Source organism: Pseudomonas sp. GW821-FHT09C10 (assembly GCF_059418085.1).
In genome coordinates this window covers 655,270-674,983 of sequence record NZ_JBWKPE010000002.1, presented here as the reverse complement: position 1 = coordinate 674,983, position 19,714 = coordinate 655,270, and the positions used below count along the sequence as shown (strand labels likewise).

The 19,714-nt window shown below is 61.7% G+C and carries 16 protein-coding genes and 1 rRNA gene; 8 read left to right on the top strand and 9 right to left on the bottom strand.

Going from position 1 to position 19,714, the window contains the following annotated elements; all coding sequences use genetic code 11:
- The first annotated feature begins 104 nt into the window (after positions 1–104).
- The 4 genes from rrf to AC07OT_RS06910 all read left to right on the top strand — a co-directional run bounded on the left by rrf (position 105) and on the right by AC07OT_RS06910 (position 3,938).
- Positions 105–220: ribosomal RNA gene (gene rrf, locus AC07OT_RS06925) — 5S ribosomal RNA — on the top strand.
- A gap of 152 nt (positions 221–372) precedes the next feature.
- Positions 373–1,032 carry a paraquat-inducible protein A gene (locus AC07OT_RS06920; RefSeq protein ID WP_495107755.1) on the top strand — a complete coding sequence of 220 codons (660 nt, stop codon included), beginning with the start codon at positions 373–375 and terminating at the stop codon, positions 1,030–1,032.
- Positions 1,019–1,642, top strand: coding sequence for a paraquat-inducible protein A (locus AC07OT_RS06915; RefSeq protein WP_027606959.1), 624 nt, complete (start codon positions 1,019–1,021; stop codon positions 1,640–1,642). Before AC07OT_RS06920 ends, AC07OT_RS06915 begins: the two co-directional genes overlap by 14 nt.
- The gene (locus AC07OT_RS06910; RefSeq protein WP_495107754.1) at positions 1,635–3,938 is read left to right on the top strand and encodes a PqiB family protein; all 2,304 of its coding nucleotides are present in this window, start codon (positions 1,635–1,637) and stop codon (positions 3,936–3,938) included. The genes AC07OT_RS06915 and AC07OT_RS06910 overlap by 8 nt, the downstream gene beginning before the upstream one ends.
- 175 nt (positions 3,939–4,113) lie before the next feature.
- On the opposite strand, the gene mksF is transcribed toward AC07OT_RS06910, so the two are convergent.
- The 3 genes from mksF to mksB are packed head-to-tail and all read right to left on the bottom strand — an operon-like array spanning position 4,114 to position 8,925.
- Positions 4,114–6,954 (bottom strand): Mks condensin complex protein MksF, encoded by a 2,841-nt coding sequence (mksF, locus tag AC07OT_RS06905; RefSeq protein WP_495107753.1) that lies wholly within the window; start codon positions 6,952–6,954, stop codon positions 4,114–4,116.
- Positions 6,951–7,658, bottom strand: a complete 708-nt coding sequence (gene mksE, locus AC07OT_RS06900) for an Mks condensin complex protein MksE (RefSeq protein WP_027606956.1) — start codon at positions 7,656–7,658, stop codon at positions 6,951–6,953. Before mksE ends, mksF begins: the two co-directional genes overlap by 4 nt.
- Entirely contained in the window at positions 7,648–8,925 is a 1,278-nt protein-coding gene (gene mksB, locus AC07OT_RS06895; RefSeq protein WP_027606955.1) for an Mks condensin complex protein MksB, read from the bottom strand. The genes mksE and mksB overlap by 11 nt, the downstream gene beginning before the upstream one ends.
- Before the next feature lie 187 nt (positions 8,926–9,112).
- Between mksB and AC07OT_RS06890 the strand changes: the two genes are divergently transcribed.
- Complete coding sequence (locus tag AC07OT_RS06890; RefSeq protein WP_495107770.1) at positions 9,113–9,856, top strand: energy transducer TonB; 744 nt, start codon at positions 9,113–9,115, stop codon at positions 9,854–9,856.
- Entirely contained in the window at positions 9,849–10,301 is a 453-nt protein-coding gene (gene rimI, locus AC07OT_RS06885; RefSeq protein ID WP_003188286.1) for a ribosomal protein S18-alanine N-acetyltransferase, read from the top strand. Before AC07OT_RS06890 ends, rimI begins: the two co-directional genes overlap by 8 nt.
- Before the next feature lie 60 nt (positions 10,302–10,361).
- Here the strand turns inward: rimI and AC07OT_RS06880 are convergent, their stop codons facing one another.
- Positions 10,362–10,766, bottom strand: a complete 405-nt coding sequence (locus AC07OT_RS06880; protein ID WP_495107752.1) for a serine kinase/phosphatase — start codon at positions 10,764–10,766, stop codon at positions 10,362–10,364.
- A 151-nt stretch (positions 10,767–10,917) separates the two neighbouring features.
- On the opposite strand from AC07OT_RS06880, the gene can reads away from it, so the two are divergent.
- On the top strand, positions 10,918–11,562 hold the full coding sequence (can, locus tag AC07OT_RS06875; RefSeq protein WP_003188288.1) for a carbonate dehydratase: 645 nt from the start codon (positions 10,918–10,920) through the stop codon (positions 11,560–11,562).
- On the opposite strand, the gene AC07OT_RS06870 is transcribed toward can, so the two are convergent.
- The 4 genes from AC07OT_RS06870 to AC07OT_RS06855 all read right to left on the bottom strand — a co-directional run bounded on the left by AC07OT_RS06870 (position 11,559) and on the right by AC07OT_RS06855 (position 16,774).
- A complete protein-coding gene (locus AC07OT_RS06870; protein ID WP_027606952.1) occupies positions 11,559–12,071 on the bottom strand; it encodes an SET domain-containing protein-lysine N-methyltransferase in 513 nt (170 codons plus the stop codon). The two genes, can and AC07OT_RS06870, sit on opposite strands and share 4 nt — an antisense overlap.
- Positions 12,072–12,215: 144 nt before the next feature.
- A complete protein-coding gene (locus AC07OT_RS06865; RefSeq protein WP_027606951.1) occupies positions 12,216–13,385 on the bottom strand; it encodes a hypothetical protein in 1,170 nt (389 codons plus the stop codon).
- A 121-nt stretch (positions 13,386–13,506) separates the two neighbouring features.
- On the bottom strand, positions 13,507–15,207 hold the full coding sequence (locus AC07OT_RS06860) for an acid phosphatase (RefSeq protein WP_495107751.1): 1,701 nt from the start codon (positions 15,205–15,207) through the stop codon (positions 13,507–13,509).
- 148 nt (positions 15,208–15,355) lie between these two features.
- Complete coding sequence (locus AC07OT_RS06855) at positions 15,356–16,774, bottom strand: short-chain fatty acid transporter (RefSeq protein ID WP_495107750.1); 1,419 nt, start codon at positions 16,772–16,774, stop codon at positions 15,356–15,358.
- A 185-nt stretch (positions 16,775–16,959) separates the two neighbouring features.
- Between AC07OT_RS06855 and AC07OT_RS06850 the strand changes: the two genes are divergently transcribed.
- Positions 16,960–18,249 carry an MFS transporter gene (locus AC07OT_RS06850; RefSeq protein ID WP_495107749.1) on the top strand — a complete coding sequence of 430 codons (1,290 nt, stop codon included), beginning with the start codon at positions 16,960–16,962 and terminating at the stop codon, positions 18,247–18,249.
- Positions 18,250–18,252: 3 nt separating this feature from the next.
- Here AC07OT_RS06850 and AC07OT_RS06845 read toward each other — a convergent pair whose 3' ends face one another.
- Positions 18,253–19,623, bottom strand: a complete 1,371-nt coding sequence (locus AC07OT_RS06845) for a GntT/GntP/DsdX family permease (protein ID WP_495107748.1) — start codon at positions 19,621–19,623, stop codon at positions 18,253–18,255.
- Positions 19,624–19,714: the final 91 nt, after the last annotated feature.

Sequence of the window (19,714 nt, the reverse complement as noted above, 5' to 3'; positions counted from 1 at the left end):
GACGCAATGAACCGAAAGTTCGAGATTTCACAAAACACCGACAGCTGTCACATACCCAATTTGCTGAAGCGAGGCCAACCGGCCACGACTCAGTACCCGAATTTCTTGACGACCATAGAGCATTGGAACCACCTGATCCCATCCCGAACTCAGCAGTGAAACGATGCATCGCCGATGGTAGTGTGGGGTTTCCCCATGTGAGAGTAGGTCATCGTCAAGATTAAATTCCGAAACCCCATTTGCGAAAGCAGATGGGGTTTTGTTTTGGGCGGTCGAAAAGTGCGGAAAGATGCACGACAAATTTGCACAGTTATTTCTGAACCAGACCACTAGAATAGGCACCTAACCTTTTTTAGAGTCAGAGCCCTATCTATGCCGGATCCGGTTGATGCCCTTGAGGTGTCGGATTTACCACTGGACAACTTGGTGGCATGCCATGAGTGCGACTTGCTGATGCGCAAACCCGTGCTTGCCCTCAGTGAAAAAGCCCAATGCCCGCGTTGCGGTTATGAACTCTACGCTCACCGCCATAATGTCGTTGAGCGCAGCCTCGCCCTGGTTCTCGCCGCGCTGTTGCTGTACGTCCCGGCGAACTTTCTGCCCATCATGCAGCTCAATCTACTTGGACAGTCCTCAGAAGACACCGTGTGGAGTGGCGTAGTCGGTCTATTCGATACCGGGATGCAAGGCGTCGCCGCCGTGGTGTTCCTATGTAGCATGGGTATTCCGCTGCTCAAGCTGCTTTGCCAGCTGGTGGTGCTGCTCAGTATTCGTTGGAAGATCGGCCGTAGTTACGGCCTGCTGCTGTACCGCATTTACCACCATATGAAAGATTGGGGAATGTTGGAGGTCTACTTGATGGGCGTACTGGTGGCGATCGTGAAACTCGCTGACATGGCCTCAATCACCATCGGCCTGGGTCTGGTCTGCTTTGTCAGCCTATTAATGGTTCAAGTTCTGCTTGAGGTGGTGATGTCGCCGCACCAGATCTGGCAAGCACTGTCAGGAGAGGATGATCATGCGGGCGATTGATGCGGGCATTCTGATTTGTACTGAATGCCACGAGCTGAACAAACAAGAGCCTGACACCGATGAGCAAACCTGCACGCGATGCGGTGCGCTGATCCATGCCCGTCGCCCCAACAGCCTCACCCGTACCTGGGCCTTGCTGATCACGGCGGCCATTCTGTATATCCCCGCCAATCTGTTGCCGATCATGACCGTCAATTCCCTCGGCCAGGGCGAGCCCAGCACCATCATGGCCGGTGTGATCCAGTTGGTGCAGCACGGCATGTTCCCGATTGCGGCTGTGGTGTTCATCGCCAGCATCCTGGTGCCGACGTTCAAGCTGGTGGGCATTGGCCTGTTACTGTTCTCGGTTCAACGTCACCAACCGCTTTCAGCGCAGCAGCGCATTATCATGTACCGCTTTATCGAATTCATTGGCCGCTGGTCCATGCTGGATATCTTCGTGATCGCCATCCTGGTGGCGGTCGTAAACTTCGGACGGCTTGCCAGCGTCGAGGCCAACCTTGGCGCCGCAGCGTTCGCCAGTGTGGTGATCCTTACGATGCTTGCCGCAGTAACTTTTGATCCCCGACTGATTTGGGATAACACGGAGTCGGACGACGACCATGAGTGATTTGCCTAAAGCTAAAACCCGCCCGGCCTCCAACTGGTCAGCCATTTGGGTTCTTCCCCTGATTGCCTTGATCATCGGCGGTTGGCTGGGGTGGCGTGCCTATTCCCAGCAGGGTATTGAGATCCAGGTGCGCTTTGAAAGCGGCGAAGGCATCCAGGCCAACAAAACCGAAGTGGTCTACAAAGGCATGTCCGTGGGTAAGGTCAAGACCCTTGCCCTTGACGACGAGGGCAATAATCGCGGGGTGATTGCCACCATCGAGATGAACAAGGATGTCGAGCAATACCTCAAGACCAACACGCGTTTCTGGCTGGTCAAGCCCAGTGTCAGCCTTGCCGGTATCACCGGCCTGGAAACCCTGGTCTCGGGTAACTACATCGCCGCCAGCCCAGGTGACGGTGAGCCCACACGCAAATTCAAGGCGCTCTCCGAAGAGCCGCCTTTGTCCGACGCCAAACCTGGCCTGCACCTGACCATCAAGGCCGACCGCCTCGGCTCGCTCAACCGTGGCAGCCCGGTGTTCTATAAGCAGATACAGGTCGGCCAGGTCAAAAGCTACTTGCTCTCCGAGGACCAGAGCACCGTCGAGATCAAGGTCTACATCGAGCCGACCTACGCCAACCTTGTGCGCAAACACACCCGCTTCTGGAACGCCAGCGGCATCAGCATCGATGCCAATCTCTCCGGCGTGAAGGTGCGAAGTGAATCCCTCTCCAGCATCGTCGCCGGCGGCATTGCCTTCGCCACGCCGGAGAATCGTAAGGACAGCCCGCCGACCGATCCGAGCCTGCCGTTCCGCCTGTACGAAGACTTCGACGCAGCCGCTGCCGGTATCAAGGCCAAGGTCAAGCTCACGGACTTCGAAGGCCTGCAGGCCGGGCGTACACCGGTGATGTACAAAGGCATTCAGGTGGGCAGCCTGAAAACCTTGAAGATCGACCCGGACCTGTCCAGCGCCAACGCCGAGCTGACCCTCGACCCATTGGCCGAAGACTACCTGGTTCAGGACACCCAGTTCTGGGTGGTCAAACCTTCCATCTCGTTGGCCGGCATTACCGGCCTGGAAGCTCTGGTCAAGGGTAATTACATCGCCATTCGTCCTGGCGACAAAGGCAGCGCCCCGCAACGCGAATTCGTCGCCCGCGCCAAGGCGCCGCCGCTGGACCTGCGTTCCCCGGGCCTGCACATGGTGCTGTTCACCGACAACCTCGGCTCCCTGGATGTCGGCAGCCCGATCCTCTACAAACAGGTCAAGGTCGGCTCGGTGCAGAGCTACCAGTTCTCGCGCAAGAACAAGCAGTTGGTGATCGGCGTTCATATCGAGAAGGAATACGAAAACCTGGTTAACGGTTCGACACGTTTCTGGAATGCCAGCGGCGTGACCCTGACCGGCGGCCTTACCGGTGGTATCCAGGTGAAGAGTGAGTCCCTGGCCAGCCTGATGGCCGGCGGAATTGCCTTCGAAACGCCGCAGCCGAACGTACCGCTGAAAAAGCGCATTCCACGTTTCCGTTTGTTTGCCGACCGTGAGGCGGCCAATCAGCATGGCACCCTAGTGACCATCAAGGTCGACCGTGCTGACGGTATGCGTCCAGGCACACCGGTACGTTTCAAAGGCCTGGATGTGGGCAAAATCGAGAGCGTAGACCTCAGTGCCGATATGCAATCGGTGCTGCTCAGCGCACGCATTACCCAAGTAGCGGATCGCATCGCGCGCGTCGGCAGCCAGTTCTGGGTGGTCAAGCCAGAGCTGGGCCTGATGAAAACCTCCAACCTGGAAACCCTGGTCACCGGGCAATACATCGAGGTGCAGCCGGCTGCGAAAAACGCCGGTCCGCAGAAGAGCTTCGTCGCACTGGCCCAACCCCCTGAAGCTGTCCGCCAGGAGGCCGGCCTGAGCCTGACACTCAGCGCCGCACGCCGTGGCTCGTTGAAGGAAGGTGTGCCGGTGACCTACCGTGAAGTCACCGTGGGCAAAGTGACCGGCTACGAGTTGGGCCAGACCGCCGATCGGGTGCTGATCCACATCCTCATCGAGCCCAAGTACGCGCCGCTGGTACGCAGTGGCAGCCGCTTCTGGAACACCAGCGGCTTTGGCCTCGACTTTGGCCTGTTCAAGGGGGCGACGGTGCGCACCGAATCCCTGGAGACGCTGGTGGCCGGCGGTATCGCCTTTGCCACGCCAGACGGCGACCGCATGGGCAACGCCGCGCGGCCTCAGCAAACCTTCCCGCTGTTCGACAAATTTGAAGAAGAATGGCTGACCTGGGCACCGAAAATCCCACTCGGCAAATAGACCGAGGCGCTGCTATCGGGAGCAAGCCCCCTCCCACATCTTGAATGTGTTCACAAATCAAATGTGGGAGGGGGCTTGCCCCCGATAGGGCCGTCAAAAACACTGCAAAATCCACAGCCCAAAAAAAGGCCGCGATCCAATGGATCACGGCCTTTTTGCATTTCAGCGCAAAACGTCAGACCTCATCCAGCTCCGGCTCATCCGCCTGCACATTCACTGTCGCCTTCACCACATCATGGCGCCGGATGTACTTCCAGTCCGCCTCGTCGATGTAGATCCCGTTCGGCCCGCTGCCGCCTTCCAGGTCGATTGCCACCTGGGCAGACACCTGCGGCTTCACACTGGCGAGGATCGGCACAAAGCCCAGCTGCAAACTGGTTTCCAGCAACGCCGCCTGGTTCTTCTCATCGATATCCGCTGCTTCGTCGAGGTAGTACGGCAAGCGCACACGCCCGGCCTGGTCACGGTCCATCAAGTGCAGCAACAGGTACATGTTGGTCAGCGCCTTGATGGTCATGGTGGTGCCGTTGGACGCCGCGCCATCGATGTCGGTGTGGATCACCGGCTGGCCGTGCACCTTGGTGATTTCGAAGGCCAGCTCGAACAGGTCCTTGAGCCCCAACTGGTTATGGTTGGCGGCCACCAGGCGGGCCAGGTATTCCTTGGCCTCTTCGTTCTTGTTGTCCTGCTCGGCACTTTGGCTGAGGTCGAACACCGACAGGGTTTCGCCTTCTTCGTACTGGCCAGCACTGTGGATGATCTGATCGATATGCTTGAGGGCTTCCTTGTTCGGCGCGAGTACGATGCGAAAGCTCTGCAGGTTGGACACCTGACGCTTGTTGATCTCGCGGTTGAACAGCGCCAGCTGGTGTTCCAGGCTGTCGTAGTCGCTGCGGATATTGCGCAGGGTCCGGGCGATATCGGTGACCGCCGCGCGGCGCGCCTTGCCCAGTGTCAGCGCCTCATCGGTGCGGTGCGCATAAGCGTTGATCAACAATTGCAGACGACGCTCTACATCATCCTCGCTGTCGAACTTGGCCACGCCCTTGAGGCGCACCTGAGCGTACAACGCCTCTATCTGGCCATCGGCACGCAGTAGGCCTTGCCAGCTGTCCTGATAGTCATTGAGCAGCGGCAGCAGGTTATCCATGGAGTCATCGACCGGGTCTATGAACGGTGTGCCGAACGGCAAGTCGGCCGGCAACAGCTGCCGGCGGCGCAAGGCGTCATCCAGCGTACGTTGCTTGGCTTCCATATCGCCGATCTGGCGGCCCACCAGTTGCAGCTTGGCGGACAGTTGCTGCACGCGTTCGGTAAACGCATCGCTGGAGCGTTTCAACTCATCCTGGGCTGCTTCCATCTGTGCCAGGTTCTCCAGTTTTTCGCCTTCTTCGGCACTCAGGGTTTGTGCGCGACGGAAGTCTTCCAGCGCCTTTTGCGCGTCCAGCACCTGCTGGTACAGCGCTTCGGTCTGGGTCTTGCTCGCCGCGCGGTCGGAGGCCACGGCTTGCTGGGTTTTCAGCTGCTTGAGTTCTTTCTCCAGGCGTTCCTTTTGGTCGCGCAACGCCGCGCGATCCGCCAGGGCCTGCAGCGCCGGTGGTTCGATGTGGGAGATGTCGATGGACAGCCCCGGCACTTCAAAACGCTCGCCCTTGAAGCCATCGAGGATCTGCTCCAGGGATTTGACCCACTGGCCGTCCTCGTCCAGGGTGATGCCGTGTTCACCCAATGGCAGGCTGAACAACGAGCTGTTGAACAAGCGCATCAGGCGCTCGACGTCCTGCTGCGAAAACTCTTCGCGCAGCTTGGCATAGCTGTTGTTGTCGGCGTGATCAAGCTGCTGCTTGACCGACTTCAAGCGTTTTTCCAGGTCGCGCAGACGCTCGTCCAGATCCTCGGCGCTGAACTGCCGCGACTGCGCCAGGGCGCCTGCCAGTTCATCGTGGGCGTCCTTGGCCGCCAGCAGTTGCTGCTCCAGCACCTTGACGTCATCCACCAGAGCAAAGCGATGCTTGAGCACCGACAACTCGCCCAGCCAGCGCTGGATGCCGCTGATTTCCCGCTCCAGGCGCATCAGCTCCTGGGTGCCGCCGCGCTGGTCGTTCTGCAGTGCGTCCTGCTCGTTGCGGTAGTGCTCGGCCTGGATGGTCAGCTCTTCCTTGCGCGCACTGGCATAGTCTGACCAAGTGCCGAGCAGCGAGTCCAGCAGCGGAGACAGGCGATGCAGCTTGCCGCGCAGGACGTCGCGCTGGCGAACGCCATTGGCCAGGGCTTCCACCAGCGGGCCGGCTGCGACCAGGGAATTGTAGTCCTGCTCCATACGTCGTACGTCGCGGAAGGCTTCTTCGCACGCTGCGATGTAATCCACACTACCCGAACGCAGGCTATGCTCGAACGCATCCAGGAACAGCTGCTTGAGCTTGGCTGCGGTGATTTCGCGCATGTGCAGCAGGTTGATAAACAACGCGCGGAAGGTTTTCAGGCTTTGCTCACTGGTGGAGCGCAGTGGGATCAGGGTCAGGTCCAGCGGGATCGACGTATGACCACCCACCAGCAAACGGCGCAGTTCGTCAGGCTTGAGTTCGTAGGCTTTCAGGCCTTCGCGCTCAAGGTTGGTGAACAGCTCTTTCTGACGCAGGCAGGTGTCGTTTTTCTGATAGTGGGCCAGGTCCAGCTTGCCGGCGTAGGCAAAGAACTGGTGCCCGAAACCGCCGCCCGGGCCACGCCCGACCACGCCGATTACGTGGGGGCCATGGGGCAGGGACACCTCCACCAGGATGTAGCTGGTGTCGGTGGCGAAGTAGAAGCGCCGCGATTGCTCCAGGGTGTACTTGCCGAAACTCATGTCCGACATGCGCGCCAGGATCGGGAACTGCAAGGCGTTGATCGACGCGGATTTACCCAGGTTGTTGGCGCCATACACTGACAGCGGCTCTTCCAGCGGGAACAAGCCCAAGCTGTAGCCGGCGGTGTTCAATAGGGCGAAGCGGCGGATGCCGTAGCGTTCCTTACTCATGCGTCGGTCTCCTGTTCTTCGGCAATGGCGCGGGCCAGGGCGTCTTCTTCGCTTTCTTCCGCGAAGTCACTCAAGTCCAGCGGGTCATCGGTCTTCAGCAGCTTCTCATCGCTGTCTTCGTCGATGATCACCGGTGCCGGCAGCGGCAACACGCTGTGCACGCTGGCCGCGAGGTCACGGTCTTGCTGCACCGACAGGCACACGTCGAGGAAGCGGTGCATCGGTGGCAGGAAGCGGTAGATGCCGTTGTCTTCGCTGGCAAAACCCAGCTGGGTCATGCGGCGCATGATTTTTTCTTCGAGTTCTTCCTGGGTCTGCACTTCGGCCTGGATAAACAGGTCGCGGTATTTTTCCAGCAGGGACGGCAGTTCATCGCGGCCGAGGCTGCCACCGTCGAGCACGGCGATCGGGTCGCGGCCCTGGTCGGCCAGGTGCTCAACAATGATGAAGGTGAACAGCGCCAGGCGCTGGGCGGTCTTGTTGACCTGCGCACTGGCAATCGCGGAGTCCGGCACGAAGTAGTAGAAGCCACGGGTATCGCACACCAGCTCAAAGCCCAGGGCCTTGAACAGCGTGCGGTACTGGTCCTGGAAGTTCGACAGTTGCGCGTACAGCTCGGGGTCGCGGCGGCTGACGTGGTAACCCTTGAACAGCTCGCGAAAGATCGGCGCCAGCTGGGACAGTTCGGATAGATCAAGATGCATGAGGTGTACTCGCAGAATGCTCGGCGGCGTCGGTGCCGGCCGGGAGCAGGGCGAATGAGCGCAGGCTGACCTGGTGCTCGTGTGTGTGGTAATCGCGGCGTTCCAGGCGCTCGCGCTTGAAGCGTTTCTCCCGCGAGAGCCGCGAGAACCAGTACAGCAATTCGTCGGTGGCACCGTCCGGTTCCTGTTCCAGCAGCCAGGTCATCAGGTCCGGCATCGGCAGTGCGTCTTCACAGCGCTCGAGCATTTCCTTGACCGTCCGCGGCGCGCGCTGGGCTTCGCCCTTGTGGGACTTGTGCGCCTTGGGGAACCGGGCCGGTTTCGGCTCGAAGTTCGCCAGGGCATACACATAGGCCTCGACCTGGCTGGCACTGCCGAGGAAGGTGCTTTGCGGTCGGGTAAACATCGGCATCGCCGCCTGCGGCACCGCGTCCAGGCCCTTACGGCGGATGGCCGACAGCGCCAGCGCCGCACCGCGGGTCACGGCGTTGTGCCGACGCGCTTCTTCGCGCAGCGGCAACAGCAGTTCGCGGGCATGGCGCAAGGTCAACTGGGCGCTGGTCTGCATTTCGAGGATGCGCGCGTGGGTGCGCAGCAGCATGTCGTCGTCCACCAGGTGGCCGAGGCGCTGTTGCTCGGTGAGCATGCGCAGCAGCACGTTTTCCACCTTGCGCACGCCTTGTTCGAAGGCACCGTCGGCGTTCACCAGCTGGATCATTGGTTCGACGTACTCGTCCCAGGTCGCCAGGACTTCGGCGTAACGCTGGCGCAGCGGGATCTGCCGGTCGCTGGTCTTGGCACGGTCGGCCACGGCCGCGAGGGCCTGTTCGTCGTTGGCGAGTTTTTTCAGTACGTCGCGTACGCGCATGTCCAGCAGGCGCAGTTGGCGGGCCAGGTCGTGGCCATCACGAATGTCGAAGGCATCCTGGATATAACCGGCCAGGCGCTCCAGATGGCGCAGGTAGGCTTCGATTTCCAGGCACAGGCCAAGCCGGTGCTCCTTGCGAAGATAAGCCAGGAAGTCGTGGATCTGCGCGTTGAGCTCGAAACGGTTCGGGCTCTTGGCGACAGGCACCAGGATGTCCAGGCGAATCCACACGTCCAGCAGGCTGGTGATGTCCTGGGGCGTGCTGTCCAGTTGTTGGGCGGCCAGTTGTGCGCGCAGCTCGCCGAGGCTCAGGGTGCCTTGGTCGAAGTGTTCGCACAGTGGCTCAAGTAAGGCCCAGTGTTCGGCGAGGGCGCGCAGGACGCGCTTGGGTTCGATCATGGGAATGGCCGGCTGGTTGGCGATTAAAAGTCGCGATTGTACTGCATCAGGCGCGGGATTTATCCACAGCCGGTCAGTGCACAGTGGGCGATTGTTACCGAACAGCGGTAGAATCCCCGCTCTTTACTTATCCACAAGTGGCCGAGCTGTGCTTATCGAGTCCCGACGTCGCGCTTACTTGACCGCCATGCAGGTGGTCAACTGGCTGCCCCGCACCGAACTGCCGTTCGCCGCCCCGTCGCGGCCCGAGCTGTTAGAGGCGCTTGAGCCCTATGAGGCGTTCGAGGTTTCGGGGGAGGAGGCGGCTGCACCGGTGGCCGTGGTCAAACCCGTACTGGAAGCTCGCCCTGCGGTTGAACGCGCCAAGGTCGAGGTGCCGCGCCCGGGGCCAATGGTCAAGCCCGTGGTGGCCGAAGCGGCTGCGCCGGTTGCCAAGGCCCCCGTGGTGGCGCCGCCACGTTTTGCCCTGCAGTTATTGCGGGCCGGGCGTTGCCTGCTATTGGTGGAGTTACCCACCGGCGAGCGCTTCCAGACCCGCGACCCCGCCTACATGCTGCTCAAGGACATGCTGCGCGCCGCCGGCCTGCCCGACAGCCCGCAAATCGTCGGCGACCCGGTCCGTTGGCCGCTGCTGGTGCGCGGCACCATGGACCAGGGCCCGGAAGCGGCGCGGGATTTCGTGCAAGGCTTCGTCTCGGCACGCCTGGAGGACGAACCCTGCGTGTGCCTGTGGCTGATCGGCCTGCCCGCCGTACGGTTTGCCGGTGAAGCGAACGCCGAAGCCTGGTACCGCGAACTGCAGGTCGAGGGCCTGGGTTCTGTATGGGCCCTGCCGGGCCTGGAATTATTAATGGAAGAGCCACAGCGTAAGGCTGATGTCTGGCAAGCCATGCGCCGGCTGATGGCGCGCTGGAAAACAACCGATGAGTGAGGCTTTATCCTTCCGCCCGATGACCGAGGCCGACCTCGACGCCGTGCTGAAAATCGAATACGCGGCATTCAGCCATCCCTGGACCCGCGGGATCTTTCTCGACGGGCTGGGCAAGTACCAGATCTGGCTGATGTTCGAAGGCGAGCAGCAGGTGGGCCACGGCGTGGTGCAGATCATCCTCGATGAAGCGCATTTGCTGAACATCACCGTCAAGCCGGAAAACCAGGGCCGTGGCCTGGGCCTGGCACTGCTGGAACACCTGATGTCCCGCGCCTATGCCGCCAACGCGCGGGAATGCTTCCTGGAAGTGCGCGACAGCAATACCGGCGCGTTCCGCCTGTATGAGCGCTATGGCTTCAACGAGATCGGGCGTCGCCGGGACTATTACCCAGCCGTGGGGGGGCGTGAGGATGCAGTCGTGATGGCCTGTACCCTGGTCGATTAAACACACAAGCCAATGTGGCAGGGGGCAGGTCGCCCCTCCCACATTTGGATTTGCGCAGTGTCAGCGGTTTCCGTCCACCGGGTCCAGATCAGCCAGTTCCGCTTCATCCAGGCCATTGCCGCCGCCAATGTCATCTTCATCGACAATGCTCAGGTCAAAATCCGCCGGGTTGTCTTCGCCCGCCTCCCGAGCATCCCGCGCACCGTCTTCATGGATCAGGGTTTCCGGGCTCATATCATCATCGGTCGACTCATGATCAGGCGTTGAAGCCCCGGTCATTCCGGCCTCGCGCACCCGTTCTTCGGGGATCAGGTGCCCGCGCTCGCGACGAGGTATTTCATCACCGATCTCCGCCGTCGGCTCGTCTTCGTCAAAATCCAGCTCGCGCATCGAGCCCATGCGATCTTCGTTGTCGTCAATCGGTTCGGGCTGTGTAGCGCCGTAGGGACGTCGTGATTCAGTCATGGCCAATCCTCATACTGTGGGGCTTATAGTGTGTGGACAGGCATGGCCCCCCAAGATTCAAGTAATTGGCCGCCGGCTATCTTTATCATCGGCGTGACCCGGACGGGCGGTCGTCTGTCAAAGCTGCGCATCATTCCTGAGGCTTTCCCTGATGAACGAACTACAAGACCTGCTTGATAACAACGAACGCTGGGCGGATGCGATCAAACAGGAAGATCCCGAATTCTTCGCCAAGCTCGCCCGCCAGCAGACCCCCGAATACCTGTGGATCGGTTGTTCCGATGCGCGGGTACCGGCCAACGAGATCGTCGGCATGCTGCCCGGTGATCTGTTCGTACACCGCAACGTGGCCAACGTGGTGCTGCACACCGACCTCAATTGCCTGTCAGTGATCCAGTACGCGGTCGATGTGCTCAAGGTCAAACATATCCTCGTCACCGGCCACTATGGCTGCGGCGGCGTGCGCGCCTCGATGCAGGACCGCCAGTTCGGCCTGATCGACGGCTGGCTGCGCACCATCCGCGACCTCTACTACGAAAACCGTGACGTGCTGGCCCAACTGCCGACCGAAGAGGAGCGTGTGGACCGCATGTGCGAGCTGAACGTGATCCAGCAGGTGGCCAACGTCGGCCACACCAGCATTGTGCAAAATGCCTGGCACCGTGGGCAGAGCCTGTCGATCCACGGCTGTATCTACGGCATCAAGGACGGCCGTTGGAAGAGCTTGAACACCACCATCAGTGGCTTCGAGCAACTGCCGCCGCAGTATCGCCTGCGTCCGCTGGGCGAAGCCTAAGGCCGTTTGCGTTCGCGCCAATGGGTCATGAACGCCTGGCCCTCGGCGTTCAAACACTCTGTGCTGCCGGTGATCCAGCCCCGGCAGTTCAGCTCGCCGCATTGGCAGGCGAACTGTCGGAACAAGGTGTCCTCGGTACTGGCGTAGTCCAGGGTCAGCGGGGCGCCGGCGGGGATGGGCTGTACGGTCCAGAGTTCCAGGTAAGTGGTGTCGAAAAACACATTCGGGTTGCAGGAGTGTCGCAGCAGGCCGCAGAACCAGCTGTCATACAGGTGGATGCGGGCGGACAACTGCAGCGTACGTGGGCGTCGCTCGTTCACGGCGTAACCGGACACCCGGGCAATGCGCACGCGGCCGTCAAAATCCACGCGAGCCCTGACGCCGCCGCCGTCGCGCTCAACCTTAAAGTGCTTGGCCGAAGGGTAGCCCTGTTCAACGAGCAGTGTCTTGAACGGGTACAAACCATCACCCACAACGGTTTTAGCCTGGTCCATGGCTTGAGTTTTCATAACTCTCCTTGGTTAGGCTGCATCGACCTGCGGGTGGTGGCTGACTACCAGTCTTGCAGCGGATGGGCCCGGCTCAAGACTCGCTGAACGTGGAGCCGATTTCTACTGTCAACTTTGACAGTAGAAATCGGATTTTTTTGCTGTCTACAGCGCAGGCGCCGTGATGCTGGGGGCGGGTGCTGCGTTCTTCAGCTGCTTGAGCTGCGTCTTGATCGAAGGCGTGGCGCATTTGGCGTTCGCCTGTTCCGGGGTCAGGTTGCGCACCGAGGTGTAGAACAATTCGCAGGTCTGTTCTTTGCGCGTGACCTGCCAGGTGTTCATGCAGGCCTTGAGCAGCACATTCGGATCGCTCGCCGGTTTCTGGCCCATTCCGGCCTGCCAGCAGGCGGCGCTCAAGTCCTGGCCCATCACTTTCAAGCCGGCTTCGTCGGCTTTCTGCTCGTTACCGTCATAGGTGTCCGGGCTGGCCGCGTACCAGATGTAGCTGGGGTGGTTGGCGCCCAGCACCGAGACGGTCCTGCCCGCGGCAGGGCTGATCTGCGCCAGGCCCAGCACACCCACGGTTTGCCCGTATTGCTGCTTGATCCAACTGCGCACCGGCGCGCCGAACGCGACCATTGGCAGCGAGCCGTTGGGGTGCAGGCTCAGTTCGCTGACCATGCGGGTCTGGTAGTCGGTGAAGTAGCCGTAGACGTTCTCCAGATCCTTGCCCGCATTGGAAGGTGCGGCAATGGGGGCGATATCGATGATGGTCTGGTAGGCCGGGGTTTCGGTGGCCGGCACACCGTTATCGGTGAGCAGGCTGGCCCAGCGGTCGGTGGTGGCCGACTCCAGGTAATCCTGGGCCTGGGTCAGCGAATAATCCGGCGGGAAATGCAGCAACTCGATGCTCTTGCGGTTTTCCAGGGCCATGCCCAGTGGCAGGAACAGGTACCAGTTGTACGCCCACTTGCCGTCGCTGTTGAGTCTGCTCGCGCCCTGGTAGGCCAGGTCAGCGGTATTGAGCAGCGCGGTCAGGGGCTGGCCGTAACTGTCGGGTACACCGCTGAAGGTCGCGGCGAGCTGCCCTTCATGGTTTTTGACGCTGACCTTGGCTCGGCTGTAGCCATCGCGCTGCAGGCTTTGGTTCAGGTAGTGCTCGGCGGTCTGCTCCAGCGTCCATGGCCGAAAGCAGATCACATTGCAGTTATTGGGGTAGGCGAACAACTGGGTCACCCGTTGAGTGCTGCCCAGCGGTACTTCGATGTCGGCGTGTACGACCGCACTGGCCATCAGTGCGGCCAGGGTGAAGGACAACCTGGTCGGTTTGAACATACTTGATTCCTTGTCAGCGAAAGCCCGTCTGCGCGGGGTGAAAGCCCACCTCCTCACAGTAGCGGTTGGCTAGGAAAACCGCGTGCTAAATCGCCAGGCATGTCGCTATTGGATAAGCGTCCTACACGCTGAACTGCAACGCGTTGCTCAAATCCCCCATGGGTTTCTGGCCCCGGGCAATCATGGCGTCATCGCGTTGCTTGAGCCCGTCCAGGGTCTCCAGCTGGAAGACCCGCGTAATCAAGCGCAGGATCGACGCGGTGTCGTACACCGTATGGTCCACGGTGCCTTTGCGCGCGAAGGGCGAGACCACCAGCGCCGGAACCCGTGTGCCTGGGCCCCAGCGGTCGCCTTTGGGCGGGGCGACGTGGTCCCACCAGCCGCCGTTTTCATCGACGGTCACCACCACCACCATGTTTTTCCACTGCGGGCTTTCCTGCAGCACCTTCAAGGCGCGGACGATGTGGCGGTCGCCCGACGCCACGTCGGCGTAACCGGCGTGCATATTCAGGTTGCCCTGAGGCTTGTAAAAACTCACCGCCGGTAGCTTGCCGGCCTGGGCATCGGCGAAGAACTTATTGGTGCTCGCCTCATCGCCCAAACCGCCGTCGCGCAGGCGCTTGTCACGCTCGGCACGATTCTCGGGGCCCTGCTGCTTGAAATAGTTGAACGGCTGGTGGTGGTACTGGAAGTTGGGGATCTTCGGAATGCCGCCCGAATCCTTGAATTGATCCAGCGTCGCTTGCCACGCCCCGGCGTACCAGGCCCAGTCGACGTTCTTTTTCGACAGCTTGTCGCCGATGTGCTCATGGGTCTGCGGCACCAGCACGTTGGGCAGGTCGGCTTTTGCGTAGTCCGGGTTTTCCGGGTCACGAATCCAGGTCGGCCAATACGGCGGTGCCAGGGTGTTCACGCCGTAACCGTCCGGGGTCAGCGCGCTGGGGCCGAATTGCGGCGGGCCGGTCATGGCGCTCGCCGGAGATTTATCCAGCGGTTTGAGACGCGGGTCGGTGGGGTCATCGCTTTGCAGCGTGGCGATCTGCGCCTTGGCCACCGACTGCGCGGCATTCGGGTAGAACGGCGCGGTGGCGCTGATCAGGTATTGATGGTTGAGGAACGAGCCACCAAACGCGCCCTGGAAGAAGTTATCGCAGAGCACAAACTCCTTGGCGACATCCCACAGGCGCAGGGAATAACGGCTCTGGGCGTAATGGCCCATGACCAGGCCGCCAGCGTCGGCCCAGGCGACGAACCCGTCGTTCTTGCCGCCGTTGATCTGCATCTGGTTCTGGTAGAACACGTGCCACAAGTCGCGGGTGACCAGGCTCAACGGCAGGTCTTCGGCGTTCGGGCCCTTGAGGGCGAACGGGGCGTTGGGCAGGTTTTCCTGGAATTGCACTTCGCTGGGGTAAGTCACCCCGTCCACGCTTTGCGGGCCCACTTGCAGCACACCGCCCCAGGCCGGGGGCAGGGTGGTCAACAGGCTGCCGTCGCGGTCGCGCTGTTGCGTGTCGGCGGCGGAAAGCCCCGACAGGGGTTTCTCAACGCCTGGGAAGTCCGCAAACAGATTGTTGAAGCTGCGGTTCTCGGCATAGATCACCACCACGGTCTTCACCTGGTCGTGCAATGCCTTGTCCAGCTCCTGGGGCGTGAGCGGCCGCACCACCGGCTTGCCCGGCGCCTCACCGCTATTGCCGCAGGCACTCAAGGTCGCGCCAACCCCCAACACCGCCGCACCCCCCAGGAAGCGCCGACGGCCGGTGTCTACCGGCGGTTGGGCCATGGCATCGGGGGAAGGGCGGTCTTCGTGATCATCACTCATTGCGGGGAGTCCTTGCTGGCGAGATGTTGCAAGATATTTCGCAGGACGGTAGCAATGCAATGTGACGGAACGAAGACAGCTGCAAGCTATGAGCCTCAAGCTTCAAGCTTCAAGCTTGAGGCTTGAGGCTTGAGGCTTGCAACTGATCCTACGGCATGACGGGCGGCAGATACTTCAATGTCGTCCCCAGCGCCCACAGCAGGAACAGCACCAACGGTGTGTGCACCAGCAACTGCACAAACGAAAACCCGATCAAATCCCGCGCCTTCAACCCCAGCACTCCCAGCAACGGCAGCATGTAGAACGGGTTGATCAGGTTCGGCAGCGCCTCGGCCGCGTTGTAGATCTGCACCGCCCAGCCCAGGTGGTATTGCAGGTCATTGGCCACTTGCATCACATAAGGCGCTTCGATGATCCACTTGCCGCCGCCTGACGGAATAAAGAAGCCCAGCACCGCCGAGTACACGCCCATCAGCAGTGCATACGTGTCGTGGGAGGCGATGGACGTGAAGAAGGTCGAGATATGGTGCGCCAGGGTCTGGCCGTCGCCGCCCTTGACCACGGTCATCAGCGCCGCAATCGAGCCGTACAGCGGGAACTGGATCAACACGCCGGTGGTGGTCGGCACTGCACGGGCCACCGCATCGAGGAAGCTGCGCGGGCGCCAGTGCAGCAGGGCGCCGACCATGATGAACAGGAAGTTGTAGGTGTTCAGCCCCGAAATCGCGCTGATCGCCGGCTTGGTCGAGAACTCATGGAACAACCAGCCCGCCGCCAGCAATGCCAGCAGAATGGTCAGCAACGGGCTGTGTTCCAACCATTCGCCGGGGCGGCCCGGTGGTTGCAGCTTGGGCAGGTTGAAGGCCGGGTCGACGCCACAGGCCTTGGCGTCACGGGCGCTGTTGGGGCCGGGCGCGGTGGCGTAGGCGATGATCAGCGACACCACGATCAGTGCCAGCAACAGCACACCGGATTGCCACAGGAAGATGGTGTCGGTAAACGGGATCACCCCGGTGATCGACAGGATCGACGGCGGCAAGCTGGCCGGGTTGGCCTGCAATTGTGCGGCTGACGACGACAGCCCCAGCGCCCACACCGCGCCCAACCCAAGATAGGCCGCCGCACCCGCAGCACGGTAGTCCATGCGCAAATCCGTACGGCGGGCCAGCGCACGCACCAGCAAGCCACCGAACACCAGAGACAGGCCCCAGTTGAGTAATGAGGCCACCATAGAGATCAACGCGACCCACGCCACGGCGGAGCGGCCGTTCTTCGGGATACGCGCCAGGCGGTCGATCAGCTTGACCGCCGGTGGCGAGCTGGCGACCACGTAGCCACCGATCACCACGAAGGCCATCTGCATGGTGAACGGGATCAGGCTCCAGAACCCGTCGCCAAAGGCCTTGGCGGCTTCGGTCGGCGCAGCGCCCATGCCCAGGGTCGCCACGGCGACGATAATCACGGCGAGGGCGGCGAACACCCAGGAGTCGGGGAACCAGCGCTCGGCAAAGGTCGAGCAGCGCAGGGCAAAGCGGGCATAGCGGCTTTCTTCGATAGCATCGGCCACGAGTCTTTCCTCTTGTATTTATTATGGTGTCGGCAATTTTTCGGCATGTTCCTCCACGGCCATTGATATGGGAATGCAGTTATCTTCATCGATCCATGAGGAAAACAAATATATCTGCCGCGATTGCCATCAACCGGCTCAGCTCATAACCTGCACGCCATTTTGTTTGTCTGCCGAGCCTCAACATGACTGCCACCTCTGTGTCACAGGCGCAGCGTTTTTCCCGCTCCGACTACAAAACCCTGGGCCTGGCCGCCCTGGGCGGCGCCTTGGAAATCTACGACTTCATTATCTTCGTGTTCTTTGCGCTGACCCTCAGCCAACTGTTCTTCCCGCCGGAAATGCCCGAGTGGCTGCGCCTGCTGCAAAGCTTCGGCATCTTCGTCACCGGTTACCTGGCGCGTCCGCTGGGCGGCATCCTGATGGCGCACTTCGCCGATCACCTGGGGCGCAAGCGTGTGTTCAGCCTGAGCATCCTGATGATGGCGTTGCCGTGCCTGCTGATCGGGATCATGCCCACCTACGCACAGATCGGTTATTTCGCACCGCTGATCCTGCTGCTGCTGCGCGTGCTGCAAGGTGCGGCGGTGGGCGGTGAAGTGCCCAGCGCCTGGACCTTCGTCGCCGAACACGCACCGCGCAACCATCGTGGTTATGCCCTGGGCTTCCTGCAAGCCGGCCTGACCTTCGGCTACCTGCTCGGTGCGCTGACTGCCACGCTGCTGGCACAGGTCTTCACCCCGACCGAAATCCTCGACTATGCCTGGCGCTTCCCCTTCCTGCTTGGCGGTGTGTTCGGCGTGATCGGCGTGTGGCTGCGGCGCTGGCTCAGCGAAACCCCGGTCTTCCTCGAAATGCAGGCCCGCCGCCAGGCCGCTGCCGAGCTGCCGCTGCGCACCGTACTGCGTGACCATCGCGCCGTACTGTTGCCGGCGATGATCCTCACCTGCGTGCTCACCTCCGCCGTGGTGGTGCTGGTGGTCATCACCCCGACCATGATGCAGAAAACCTTCGGCATGAGCCCCAGCCACACCTTTGCCTTGAGCGCCCTGGGCATCGTCTTCCTGAATATCGGCTGCGTCCTCGCCGGCCTGCTGGTGGACCGCATCGGTGCCTGGCGCGCGGTGCTGGTCTACAGCCTGTTGCTGCCGGTGGGTATTTTCCTGCTGTACGCCAGCCTGATCAGCGGCGGCATCTGGCTTGGCGCGGCGTATGCGGTGGCGGGCTTGAGTTGCGGGGTGGTGGGTGCGGTGCCATCGGTGATGGTCGGCCTGTTTCCGGCGCAGGTGCGGGTGTCGGGTATTTCCTTCACCTACAACATCGCTTACGCACTGTGGGCGAGTACCACGCCGCTGATGCTGATCGCGCTGATGCCGACCAGCCCGTGGATTTGCGTGGGGTATTGCGTGGTAATGGGCGCGGTGGGGGTGGTGTGTGTGGCGCTGTTTGGCAAGCGCCACACCTTGGCGGCCTGAAGGTCAGGTCAAGAAGTGCCACAGCACCAGCGTACCGACCAACCCGACCACCGAAACAATCGTCTGCAACACCGACCACACCCAAATCGTCTGTTTCAGCTGCAAGCCAAAGTACTCGCGCACCATCCAGAACCCCGCATCGTTGACGTGGCAGAAGAACACCGAGCCGGCGCCGATCGCCAGTGCCACCAGTGAGCTTTGTGTCGCCGCCAACCCGGCCATCATCGGTGCGAGGATGCCGGCGGTCGTGGTGGTGGCGACCGTGGCCGAGCCGGTGGCCTGGCGCAGCGCCACGGCGATCAACCAGGCCAGCAGCAGGTACGGCATGTGCGCGCCTTCGGCGACTTTGCTGATGGTCTGGCTGACGCCGGCGTCGAGCAGGGTTTGCTTGAGGCCGCCGCCGGCGCCGATGGTCAGCAGCAACACGGCGATGGGCGCGAGGGCCTTGCGCAGGGTGTTGCCGACCTCAGCGCGCGGCATCCCGGCGGCCCAGCCCAGGCAGATCACGGCGGCGATCACTGCCAGGCCCAGGGCGATCAGCGGTTCGCCGAGGAATTTCAGGGTCAGGCCCACGCTGCTTTCCGCTGGCAGCGCGACTTTGGCCAGGGTGCTGCCGAGCATCAGAATCACCGGCAACAGAATGATCAGCAATGACACGCCAAAGCTCGGCTGGCGCGGGGCCTTGGGCGGGGCGCTGAACAGTGCGCCGATGTCGGCCGGCTCATCCACCTGCAGGCGCCTGGACAGCCAGTTGCCATAGAGTGGCCCGGCGAGGATCACCGCCGGCACCGCCAGGCAAAAGCCCAGCAACATGGTCAGGCCCAGGTCGGCGTGCAACGCGCCCACCGCAATCAGCGGCCCCGGGTGCGGTGGCATCAAGGCGTGCAAGGTGGTCATGCCCGCCAGCGCCGGGATGGCGATTTTCAACAGCGGCTGGTTCGAACGTTTGGCCATCACAAAGATGATCGGCACCATCATCACCAGGCCCACTTCGAAGAACAGCGGCAGGCCGATCACCATCGCCACCAGCGCCATCACCCATGGCAACGACTTGCCCTTGCCCAGCCCGAGCAGGGTGGTGGCGATGCGGTCGGCCGCGCCGGATTCCGCCATCAGCGCACCCAGCATCGAGCCTAGCGCAATGATGATCCCGGCCTCACCGAGGATCGCCCCGGCGCCCTTGCTGAAGGCCTTGGCCACTTCTTCTGCTGGCAGCCCGGCGCCGACCCCGGCGATAAAGGTGCCGATCAGGATCGACAGGAACGGCGGCAACTTGGTCGCGCTGATCAGCACGATGATGCTGGCGATGGCCAGCAGTACGCAGAGCATGAGACGGGTGTCGTGAACCATCCACGCGGCATTCGATAACGCCAAGGCGGGACTCCTTATCGAACAGGTTGGGGAAATTGTTTCTTTTTGTTTCCTGCCTCAAAAGCATACCTGATAACGCCCGCCCCAGAGCCAT